Here is a 10,625-nt window from a genome sequence, read left to right on the forward strand (position 1 = left end):
GTGGAGTTCCAGGATGTGATCCGCAAGCGGCGGATGGTCCGCGCGTTCACCACCGAGCCGGTCTCCCCGGAGGTGACCGAGCGGCTGCTGCGCGCGGCCAACCGGGCGCCGTCTGCGGGGTTCTCGCAGGGGTACGCGATGCTCGTGCTGGAGTCGCCGGAGGACCGCGCCGTCTTCTGGGCCGCGATGGACCCCGAGGACGAGTACGCGGGCACACCGCTGCGCAACGCGCCCTTGATCGTGATCCCGTGCTCCAACAAAGAGGTCTACCTCGACCGCTACGCCCGCCCCGACAAGGGCTGGACCGACCGGGACGAGGCACGGTGGCCGGTTCCGTTCTGGCACATCGACACCGGCATGCTGACCATGCTCCTGCTGCTCGCCACGGTCGAGGAGGGCCTCGGGGCGCTGTACTTCGGGATCCCGCCGTCGGCGATCGACAACGTGCGCGCCGAGTTCGCCATCCCGGACGACTTCACCCCGATCGGCGCCGTGGCGATCGGGCATCCGGACGCGGACCGGGACGCGCGCCAGAAGACCTCGCGCAAGACCATCGCGCGCCGGACCGTCGAGGACATCACCCACCGCGGCCGGTGGCGGACCGACCCGCCCGGGAGCCTGTGACCGGCCTACAGTGAGACGGTGATCTCCCTCGCCGATCTGGCCGAAGTCGAAGGCATCATCCGTTCCGTCAACGAGGAGGCGGTCCTGCCGCGATTCCGGAGTCTGAGCGACTCCGACGTCGCCATGAAGGGCCCGATGGATCCGGTCACCGTCGCCGACCGGGAGGCCGAGGAATTCCTGCGCGAACGCCTGACGGCGTTCCTGCCCGGTTCGGTCGTGGTCGGCGAGGAGGCGGTCTCCGAGGACCCGCTGGTGCTGCGCGCCCTGACCGGTGACGCGCCGGTGTGGGTCGTCGACCCGATCGACGGGACCCGCAACTTCGTCGCCGGCTCCGGCCGCTTCTCGACCCTGGTCGCGCTGTCCGTGGGCGGCGTGCTGCAGGCGTCCTGGTCCTACGCGCCGGTGCTGAACCGCATCGGCACCGCGCTGGCCGGGCAGGGCGCGTGGGTGGACGGGGCACCGGCCCGTGTGGCGCCGCCGACCGACCCGCCCGCACTGCCGTTGACCACCTCGCACCCGGTCTGGTGGCCGAGCGGCTACGGCCGGGGCTTCGACGCCCTGAACGCGGCGGGCCTGGACGTGCGCTACTTCGACGCCTGCGGCATCGAGTACCTGGACCTGGCCGTCGGCAAGCGGTCCGCCATGGTGCTCACCTGGGAGCACTGCTGGGACCACGCGGCGGGGCTGTTGCTGGTCGCCGAGGCCGGCGGCCACGTCGCGGCCCTGGACGGCGCCCCGGTCCGGCTGCACGGCGGCAACGCGCTGCCGTTCGTCGCCGCCAGCGATCCGGCGACCGCCACGCTGGTGCGGCAGGTCATCACGGGGTCGATCGCCGGATAGGGCGGATAGGGGGCTGAGCGGCTACGCCATCCCCGCCGGCGGGCCCTCCTGCGCTCCCAGCGTCGGCGCGAACGCCGCGGTGTAGCGCTCGAACAGCCCGCGCCAGGCGTCGTCGGCCGGGGCCCGTCCGGCCAGCCGGTCGAGGCAGACCTCCCAGCCCGCGGCGTTGCGTGCGGCGATGCCGGGACGCAGCTCGTCGATCAGGACGAGGTGCGTGCCGCCGTCCCGCGGCGTCAGCTCGAAGCGCAGCGTCTCCTCGGCCCAGGTGAAGGCGAGCAGCTCCGGCTCACGGACCTCCAGCACCTCGCCGGTCAGCGTCAGGGCGTCCGGCTCGGGGCCGAACGGGAAGGAGATGGCCGCACCCGGCTCCCACACTCCCCCGGCCACGATCACGTCGCACGGGAACCACGCCTTGAGCTGCTCGCGCTCGGTCAGCGCCTGCCAGACCACGTCGGGCGGATCGGGCAGGACACGCTCCAGGCGCACCGCGGCGCCCTGCGGTCCGGGAGTCGTCAACGTCGCGTCGCTCATGTCTTCCTCCGCTCTTCCAGGTGGGCTTCCAGGCGGTCCAGGCTCCGGGACCACAGCCGGCGGTACTGCGCCAGCCAGTCGTCGACCTCGGCCAGGGGCTCCGGGCGTATGCGGTAGTAGCGGTGCTGCGCATCCGGCCGCACTTCGACCAGGCCCGCCTCCTTGAGGGCGCGCAGATGCTTGGAGACCGCGGGCTGGCTCGCGTCCAGCCGCTCGGCGAGTTCGCCCACTGACTTCTCGCCGTCGCGCAGCAGCTCCAGGATGGCCAGGCGGCGCGGCTCGGCCAGGGCTTGGAACGCGGCGGCGACGGTCATACGGCCCAGTTTGCCTCTGCGGTTATATGCCCGTCAAGGAATATACCCTTAGTGCTCGTCCACCTTCAGCACATAGAGCCCCAGCACCTTGCCCTCCGCGTCCAGCGTCACCCGGCCCTTCATCCGCGCCGTCTCGTAGATCAACGGAATCTCCACGACCGTGCGAAGCCCGGCGCGCCGGACCCGCGGCATCCCGGACATCTGCTGGAACGCCCCCATCTGCCGCTCCAGGTCCTCGCGAGCGCCGGTCAAGTGCTCAACGGTGGCGACCTCCGCCAGCGGTGCGCTGAACCACGACCAGAGCCGCTCGAAGTGCCCGGAGACGAACGCGGCCAGCGTGAGCGAAGCGCGTTCCACCGCCTCGTCGATCGCGTGCAGCGACTCCAGCGGCACCACCGGCGCGGCCCTGCGCAAGGCTCCGTTGCCGGCGGCGGTCCGCGTCCCGCCGTCCAGGATCCGCCGGTACAGCGCACGCAGTTCGGCGCCGGGCTCGGTGCCGAGTTCGGCCGCCAGGGTCTGCCGGGCCTGCTGGTACACCGTCAGCGCTTCGGCGCGGCGGCCGTTGCCCTCCAACGCGACCATCAGCTGGGCGTGGAAGCGCTCGTACGAAGGGTGGCGTTTCACGAGCTCGCGCAGGCGCGGGATCACGTCGCCGTGGCGGCCCAGCGCGAGGTCCGCCTCGCAGCGGTCGTCCAGCACCTGCAGCCGCAGCTGTTCCAGGCGGGGCACGCACGCGTCGTGCAGCCGCTGCGACGGCACGTCCAGCAGCGGCTGTCCGCGCCACATCCGCATGGCCCGCTCCGCCGCGCTCGCGGCGACCGCCCAGGAGCCCCCGGCCAGCGCCACGGCGGCGCGGCCGCAGGCGGTCTCGAAGGCGAGGGTGTCGAGTTCGCCGAGGTCCACGCGGCAGAGGTAGCCCGGCGGCCTCGTGACGATGCGGTCCGCGTCGGGGCCGAGCGCGCGCCGCAGGCGCAGCACGTAGACCCGTACGGTGCGGGCGGCGTCGGGGGGCGGCTCGCCGTCCCACAGGATGTCGCAGAGTTCGTCCACGGAGACCGGCTGGTTGGCCCGCAGCAGCAAGGCCGCGAGCAGTGTGCGTAGTCGGGAGCCAGGGATCCGGACCTCGCGTCCGGAGCCGTCGCTGACCAGGAACGGTCCGAGGATCGCCCAGTGCATCGTCTTCCCCTCGTCGGCGGCGTCGGTGGCCACGCGCCGTCAGTGTCCTGCTGTACCCGAACTGTAGTCGGATTGTCACGCACCGCGTAGAGCGGGGGTCAGGGTCTTGAGGTGACCGGAGGCCTTGAGGTGATCACGCCGCGTGGGGCATCCTGGAAGGCTGGCCTCCGGCTCCTGTTCACCAAAAAGTTCCACTCACAGCCCTTTGCGTGATTAGAGCCGGTCTGTACTTTCCGTTGTGGGCTCCCCCGGTACTCCTCACCCCCCCACCATCAGGAGAGACGGAATGCTGAGATCCGCCTTCCGGCGCGTCGGCCTCGGCGTGGTCGCCATCGCGACCGCCGCCGCGGCCGCGGTGCTGGCCCCGGCCGCCCACGCGGCGGGGACGTACAACCTGCTGATCCTGCCCGACCAGGGCGAGAGCGCGATCTACGACTTCGTCAACAGCGCCCAGAAGTCGATCGACGTCACCATGTACGAACTGCGTGACACCACGGTGACGACGGCACTGGTGAACAAGCACAAGGCCGGTCTCCCGGTCCGCGTGATCCTGGACGCGCAGCACACCAGCGTGAACGGCGCCGCCTACAGCGCGCTGCAAGCCGGCGGCGTGAGTGTCATCTACAGCTCCTCGGCGTTCACGTACACGCACCAGAAGACGATCACGGTCGACGGCGCCACGTCCTGGATCAGCACCGGGAACCTGGACACCACGTACTACTCGACCTCGCGCGACTACTCCGTGTTCGACACCGACCCGGCCGACGTGGCGGCGGTGGAGCAGGTGTTCAACGCCGACTTCACCTCGACCTCGATCACCCCGGCCGACGGCGACCACCTGGTGTGGTCACCGACCGACTCGCAATCCCACCTGCTGGCGCTGATCAACGGTGCCACCAAGTCGCTGGACGTGGAACAGGAGGAGTTCGGCGACGCCACGCTGGTCAATGCGATCGTCAGCGCCGCGCAGCGCGGGGTGGCGGTGCGGTGCGTGCTGGAGAACACCGGCGGCTCGTACAACACCCAGATCAGCCAGGTGCAAGCGGCCGGTGCGCAGGTGACGCAGTACACGTCGCAGACCGGCTACTACATCCACGCCAAGGCCATCGTCGCGGACTACGGCACCGCCGGCGCCAAGGTCTTCGCCGGCTCGGAGAACTTCTCCGACAACTCGCTGAACCACAACCGTGAGCTCGGCCTGATCCTCACCGACTCCGGGGTGCTCACCGGGATCGAGAACGCCTTCACGGCGGACTTCACCAAGACCGCCGGCACCGGCGTCACGGTCGCCAACCCGGGGAACCAGACCGGAACCGTGGGCACCGCGACCTCGCTCCAGATTCAGGCTACTGACACGGCCGGGGGAACCCTGTCCTACGCCGCCGCCGGCCTGCCCGCCGGGCTCTCGATCAACGCGAGCAGCGGCCTGATCTCCGGCACGCCCACCACCGCCACCACCGCCACCGTCACGGTCACCGCGACCGACTCCACCGGGCCTTCCGGCACGACGTCGTTCACATGGGCGATCACCAGCGGGTCCACGTCCTGCGCCAACGCGAACCTGCTCGGCGACCCCGGTTTCGAGAACGGGACCGACGCCGCGCCGTGGACCGCGTCCGCCGGTGTCATCAGCAACAGCTCCAGCGAGCCGGCACACACCGGCAGCTGGGACGCGTGGCTCGGCGGCACCGACTCCAGCACCGCCACGCTGTCCCAGACCGTGGGGCTGCCGAGCGGGTGCACGACGTACACGTTCAGCTTCTGGATGCACGTCGACACCGCGGAGACCAGCACGACAACCGCCTACGACACCCTGAAGGTGCAGGTTCTGAACAGCGCGGGCACCGTGCTGGGCACCCTGTACACGTACTCCAACAAGAACGCCAACACCGGCTACTCCCAGCACAACCTCTCGTTGGCTTCCTATGCCGGCCAGACCGTGACGCTGAAGCTCACCGCGACGAACGACTACGAGTACCCCACCTCGTTCGTGGTCGACGACACCGTGGTGAAGACCAGCTGACGGTCCGACCGATGCGTTCCCGGCCCGCCGCTTCCGGCGGGCCGGGAACGCTTCTTCCAGGTCTTCCAGCGCCGGATAGGGTCGGCGCATGAACGGTCAACGCGTGGCCCTGGCGTTCCTGGTGATCCTCTTCATCGTCTGCGTCGCCGGGATGGGCTCCATCGTGTACCGCCTCTGGCGCGGCGACGAGGCCTTGGCGCTGCGCTTGAGGTCGGTGTTCGTCCGCTCCTCCTTCGACACGCGCGACGCCCGGGTCCGCGGCATGGTCGCGCTGTATCTGTCGTTGTGCCTCATGCTGCTCGCGACGATCATTCTGGCGATCGGCACCATGCGCCGGCACTCCGGCACCACGTTCACGCCGTGGACGGTCACCGGTATCGCGCTGTTCGCGGTTGCGCTGGTGCTGTTCGCCGCCCAGTACACGATCGCCTGGTCCAATCGGCCGCGGTTCCTGATCCCGCCGCCGATGCGCGAGGACGAAAGCCTGTCGCAGCGGCGGCGGGCCCTGAAGGGCTAGAACGCCTCGGCGTGGTCCCGCACCCAGGTCCGGAAGTCCCGCGGCCGCTGCCCGGTCACCGCCTCGACCCCGTCGGTCACCGGACGCGGCGTCTCCACCGACTCGGCCCAGATCTTGATGATGCTGTCCAGGATCGGCGCCGGGACGTGGGCGCTCATCTGCTGGCGCACGGCCTCGACGGGTACCTCGATGTAGCGGATCGGGCGGCCCAGGACCTCGCCGAGGATGCGCGCCTGGTCCGCGTGGGTCAGGGACTCCGGACCCGACAGGTGGTGGATCGTTCCGGCGTAGCCGTCGGAGGTCAGGGCCGCGACGGCGACGTCCGCGATGTCGGCCTCGTGGATCGGGGAGGACGCCGCTTCGGCGTAGGCGCCCCGGATCTCGTCGCCGGACTTCGTCTGGTGCGCCCACGGCAGGACGTTGGCGGCGAACACCTCGGGACGCAGGAACGTCCACGCCAGCGAGGACGCCCGCAGCGCCTGCTCGATCTCCCAGTGGTACGCCGCGATCGGGCCGTCCTGCGCCTCGGCGGCGTCGTCGACCGCGCCCGAGGACAGCAGCACCACCCGGCGCACGCCCGCGGCCTCGGCCGCGGCGGTGAAACCCGGACCGGATCCGGGCGCGGCGAACAGGAAGACGGCTTCCACGCCGTTCAGCGCCGCGGCCAGCGATTCCGCGTCGGTCAGGTCGCCCGCGACCGCCTCGACCCCGGACGGCCACCGCACGTCCTCCGGGTTCCGGCTCAGAGCCCGCACCTTCCGCCCGTCGGCGGCCAGTCGCTCGAGGACCAGCCGGCCGACGTTCCCGGTGGCGCCAGTGATCAGGATCATGAGTTCTCCCCAGAGATTTCGGTGACGAGGTGCCCGGATCGGGCTCGCATCAGCGACACTAGAAGCCCTTGCGGACAGGTTCCGTCCTCGATCCGGACGTATTCTCAAGGAGTTCGCGCCCATGCTCCAGACCTCTGCCCGGCTGCTCCGGCTGCTGTCGCTGCTGCAATCACGCCCCGACTGGGGCGGCACCGAACTGGCCGAACGCCTCGACGTCACCCCCCGCACGGTCCGCCGGGATGTGGACCGCCTCCGGGAGCTCGGCTATCCGGTCGAGTCGACGCCCGGCACCGCGGGCGGCTACCGCCTCGGCGTCGGCGCCGCCCTGCCGCCGCTGTTGCTGGACGACGACGAGGCGGTCGCCGTGGCCGTCGGCCTGCGCGGCGCGGCGGCGGGCTGGCTGACCGGGATCGAGGAGACGTCGCTGCGCGCGCTGAGCAAGATCGAGCAGATCCTGCCCTCGCGCCTGCGCCACCGCGTCGACACCGTCCAGACCGCCATCATGCTGCTGCCGGGCGACTGCCCGGTCGTGGACGCCGCCCTGCTGACCGCCCTGGCCGGGGCCTGCCGGGCGCACGAGGGCGTCCGCTTCCGCTACCGCGACCGGACCCGCCGCGTCGAGCCCTACCGGGTGGCCCGCGCCGGCCGCAACTGGTATCTGCTCGCCTACGACCTGGACCGCGAAGACTGGCGCACGTTCCGCGTCGACCGTGTCGGCGGCCCGCTCCAGCCGGGGGCGCGGTTCACGCCTCGCCCGGAACCGGCCGGGGACGCCGTGACCTATCTGTCCGACGCCATCACCCGCGCACCGTACCGGTACCAGGCCACGATCCTGTTCCACGCACCGCTGGAGAAGGTCGCCGCCACCACCACACCGACAGCGGGACGCCTGGAGGCCCGCGACGAACACTCCTGCCTCTACTACACCGGCGCCGAAGCCCTGGACACGATCGCCGTCTACATAGCGCTCAAGGGCTTCGAGTTCGAGGTCGTGGACCCGCCCGAACTCAAGGACTACGTGTCCGCCCTGGCCGCCCGACTGTCCCGGGCAGTCCCGGAACCAGCCCCGGAACCAGCCCCGGAACATATCTGGGCCGCACCGCAGCCGGGGTGACAGCCGCGGTCAAGGTGATCCACGCCGATCTCGCGCATGACCCGGAGTTCCGGCGGCGCTTCCGGCGCGAGGTCGAGACGACCGCGTCCATCACCGGGCCGCGCCTGGCCGCGGTGCTGGACTCCGACGTCGAGGCCGAGCACCCGTGGTCGCTGGCCACGGCGGTCGCCGCCACCGGCCCGCTCACCCGGGGAGGCCGCGGTCGAGGTGGCGGCCGGGGTCGCCGGAGCGCTCGCCGCGATCCACGCCCAGGGGCTGGTGCACCGCGACGTGAAGCCCTCCAAGGTGCTGCTGGCCGCCGACGGCCCGCGCCTGATCGACTTCGCGTCGGGCCGCCGACGCGACCACCGACCTGACCAACCACAACTTCGCTATGGCCCCCGAAGACTGCGCCGGCAACCCGGACGGGTTGTCCGACAACGCCTTCTGGTGGGCGCTCAAATAGCGGAGCCCGGAAACAGAGCCCTCACTCAGCACCCGGCGGCTCGGTCATCGCGCGCGGGTCGACGATGCGGTCGAACTCCTCGCCGCTGAGGTGCCCGCTGCCGATCGCGGCCTCGCGCAGCGTGCTGCCGGTGCTGTCGGCGGCGTGCGCGATCTGCGCGGCCTTGTCGTAGCCGATCTCCGGCGTCAACGCGGTCACCAGCATGAGCGAGCGGCCCAGGTCGTGGTCGATCCGCTCGCGGTTCAGCTCGACGCCTTCCAGGCAGAACACCCGGAAGTTCCGGGCGGCGTCGGTGAGGATGCGCGCCGAGTGCAGGAACGAGGAGGCGATCAGCGGCCGCATCGTGTTGAGCTCGAAGCTGCCGCCGGCCGCGGCGGCGGCCAGCGCGCCGTCGTCGGCCATGACCCGGGTGCAGACCATCATCGTGGCCTCGCACTGCGTCGGGTTCACCTTGCCCGGCATGATCGAACTGCCCGGCTCGTTCTCCGGCAACCGCAGTTCGCCGAGGCCGGTGCGGGGCCCGGAGCCGAGCCAGCGGACGTCGTTGGCGACCTTGTACAGCGCGACCGCGACGCCGCGCAGCCCGGCCGAGGCCGCGACCATGGCGTCCGCCCCGGCCAGCGCCGCGAACTTGTTCGGCGCGGTGACGAACGGGTGGCCGGTCAGCTCGGCGAGTTCGGCGGCGAACCGCTCGGCGAATCCGGGCGGCGCGTTCAGGCCGGTCCCCACCGCCGTGCCGCCCGCGGCCAGCTCGTAGAGCCCCGGCAGTGCCGCCTCCAGCCGGCCCGTGGCGGCCGCGATCTGCGCGGCGTAGCCGGACCATTCCTGGCCCACGGTCAGAGGAACGGCGTCCTGCAAGTGGGTGCGGCCGGTCTTCGGAATGCCGGCCCACTTACGGGCGTTCTGCTCCAAGACCGCGTGCAGGCTCCGGAGCTCGGGGAGCACGTGGTCGTGCAGCGCCAGTACCGCCGCGACATGGGTCGCGGTGGGGAAGCTGTCGTTGGAGGACTGGCCGAGGTTGACATGGTCGTTGGGATGGACCGGGGACTTGCTCCCGAGAGTGCCGCCGGCCAGCTGGATGGCGCGGTTGCTGATCACCTCGTTGACGTTCATGTTGGTCTGCGTACCGGAGCCGGTCTGCCAGACGTAGAGCGGGAAGTGCTCGTCCAGGTCCCCGGAGATGACCTCGGCGGCGACCCGGGCGATCAGGTCGGCCATCCACTGCGGCAGCCGCCCGGCCGCGCCGTTGACCAGCGCGGCGGCCATCTTCACGTAGCCGTAGGCGTGGTGGATGCCCGGCGGCATGTGGTCGTCGCCGATCGAGAAGTGCTCCAGGGAGCGCTGGGTCTGCGCGCCCCAGTAGCGGTCGGCGGGGACCTCGACGGCGCCCATGGCGTCGGTCTCGCGGCGGGTGCCGGTGGCGTCGATGCCGATCGGCACGTCGAGGATGTCGGGGGCTGATCCATCCATGGGGCAAGGCTATCGAGCATCCTTGAAATGCGCAGATCCGCGTAGTGCACAAGAATTCGAACGACGATGAAATCCGCGCACGCGGGTAAGGAGTGGACGTGTACGAAACAACGACAGCGCGCCGGGGCGGCTACGGCATCTCGACGAACACCTTGTTCGCCCGGACCATGATGTACGTCGCGGCGACCGCCGGGCTGTTCGCCCTCGGCGCCTACTTCGGCCGCAACCTGAGCCACGGCGCCGGGTTCATCGCCTTCATCGCCGCGTTCGCGGCGCTGATCGGGATGCAGTTCGCGGCCCGCCGCTCGCGGGAGGTCACGGTCGTCCTCCTCGGCGCGTTCGGCCTGATGATGGGCATCGCGGTGTCGCCCACCCTGGTCTACTACGCGACCACCGACCCGCAGGCGCTGTGGCAGGCCGGCGGCGCGACCGCGCTGTTCATCCTGGCGCTGGGCTCGGCCGGCTACGCGACCAACCGCGACCTGTCCGGCGTGGCCCGGATGAGCTTCTGGGCGCTGGTGGCCCTGCTGGTCTTCGGGGTCGTCGCCATCTTCGTGAAGATCCCGCACGCCTCGGTCGTCTACAGCGTGGCCGGCCTGGTGATCTTCGCCGGGTTCACGCTCGTGGACTTCCAGCGGCTGCGGCGGAACCAGGACTTCAACTCGGCACCGCTGCTGGCCGCGTCGATCTTCCTGGACGTCCTCAACGTGTTCCTGTTCTTCCTGAACCTGTTCGGCGGAC

The 10,625-nt window shown here is 70.9% G+C and carries 12 protein-coding genes; 6 read left to right on the plus strand and 6 right to left on the minus strand.

Features of this window, described 5'->3' with window-relative positions; all coding sequences use genetic code 11:
- Positions 1-624 (plus strand): nitroreductase family protein, encoded by a 624-nt coding sequence (locus ABD466_RS34700; protein WP_344661479.1) that lies wholly within the window; start codon positions 1-3, stop codon positions 622-624.
- 18 nt (positions 625-642) lie between these two features.
- Positions 643-1,464, plus strand: a complete 822-nt coding sequence (locus ABD466_RS34705) for an inositol monophosphatase family protein (RefSeq protein WP_344661480.1) — start codon at positions 643-645, stop codon at positions 1,462-1,464.
- A gap of 21 nt (positions 1,465-1,485) precedes the next feature.
- On the opposite strand, the gene ABD466_RS34710 is transcribed toward ABD466_RS34705, so the two are convergent.
- From ABD466_RS34710 to ABD466_RS34720, 3 genes are read right to left on the minus strand one after another with little or no spacing between them, the layout of a single operon-like run.
- Complete coding sequence (locus ABD466_RS34710; protein ID WP_344661481.1) at positions 1,486-1,995, minus strand: SRPBCC domain-containing protein; 510 nt, start codon at positions 1,993-1,995, stop codon at positions 1,486-1,488.
- The gene (locus ABD466_RS34715; protein ID WP_344661482.1) at positions 1,992-2,309 is read right to left on the minus strand and encodes an ArsR/SmtB family transcription factor; all 318 of its coding nucleotides are present in this window, start codon (positions 2,307-2,309) and stop codon (positions 1,992-1,994) included. Before ABD466_RS34715 ends, ABD466_RS34710 begins: the two co-directional genes overlap by 4 nt.
- A 48-nt stretch (positions 2,310-2,357) precedes the next feature.
- Positions 2,358-3,518: a BTAD domain-containing putative transcriptional regulator gene (locus ABD466_RS34720; RefSeq protein ID WP_344661483.1), complete on the minus strand. Its 1,161-nt coding sequence runs from the start codon at positions 3,516-3,518 to the stop codon at positions 2,358-2,360.
- A gap of 253 nt (positions 3,519-3,771) precedes the next feature.
- On the opposite strand from ABD466_RS34720, the gene ABD466_RS34725 reads away from it, so the two are divergent.
- Together ABD466_RS34725 and ABD466_RS34730 are read left to right on the plus strand one after the other, a co-directional pair.
- On the plus strand, positions 3,772-5,508 hold the full coding sequence (locus tag ABD466_RS34725; RefSeq protein ID WP_344661484.1) for a phospholipase D-like domain-containing protein: 1,737 nt from the start codon (positions 3,772-3,774) through the stop codon (positions 5,506-5,508).
- An 88-nt stretch (positions 5,509-5,596) separates the two neighbouring features.
- Positions 5,597-6,025 (plus strand): hypothetical protein, encoded by a 429-nt coding sequence (locus ABD466_RS34730; protein ID WP_344661485.1) that lies wholly within the window; start codon positions 5,597-5,599, stop codon positions 6,023-6,025.
- Here the strand turns inward: ABD466_RS34730 and ABD466_RS34735 are convergent.
- Positions 6,022-6,855 (minus strand): NAD(P)H-binding protein, encoded by an 834-nt coding sequence (locus ABD466_RS34735; RefSeq protein ID WP_344661486.1) that lies wholly within the window; start codon positions 6,853-6,855, stop codon positions 6,022-6,024. The genes ABD466_RS34730 and ABD466_RS34735 overlap by 4 nt on opposite strands.
- A gap of 121 nt (positions 6,856-6,976) precedes the next feature.
- Between ABD466_RS34735 and ABD466_RS34740 the strand changes: the two genes are divergently transcribed.
- A complete protein-coding gene (locus ABD466_RS34740) occupies positions 6,977-7,969 on the plus strand; it encodes a helix-turn-helix transcriptional regulator (RefSeq protein ID WP_344661487.1) in 993 nt (330 codons plus the stop codon).
- A 183-nt stretch (positions 7,970-8,152) separates the two neighbouring features.
- Here the strand turns inward: ABD466_RS34740 and ABD466_RS34745 are convergent, their stop codons facing one another.
- Both ABD466_RS34745 and ABD466_RS34750 read right to left on the minus strand, forming a co-directional pair.
- Positions 8,153-8,410 carry a hypothetical protein gene (locus ABD466_RS34745; protein WP_344661488.1) on the minus strand — a complete coding sequence of 86 codons (258 nt, stop codon included), beginning with the start codon at positions 8,408-8,410 and terminating at the stop codon, positions 8,153-8,155.
- A gap of 25 nt (positions 8,411-8,435) precedes the next feature.
- Positions 8,436-9,884: a class II fumarate hydratase gene (locus ABD466_RS34750; RefSeq protein WP_344661489.1), complete on the minus strand. Its 1,449-nt coding sequence runs from the start codon at positions 9,882-9,884 to the stop codon at positions 8,436-8,438.
- A gap of 98 nt (positions 9,885-9,982) precedes the next feature.
- Between ABD466_RS34750 and ABD466_RS34755 the strand changes: the two genes are divergently transcribed.
- Positions 9,983-10,625 (plus strand): Bax inhibitor-1/YccA family protein (locus ABD466_RS34755; protein WP_344661490.1); only part of this gene is annotated, 643 nt, incomplete at its 3' end.

This window comes from Catenulispora subtropica (genome assembly GCF_039531675.1).
Lineage (GTDB): Bacteria > Actinomycetota > Actinomycetes > Streptomycetales > Catenulisporaceae > Catenulispora > Catenulispora subtropica.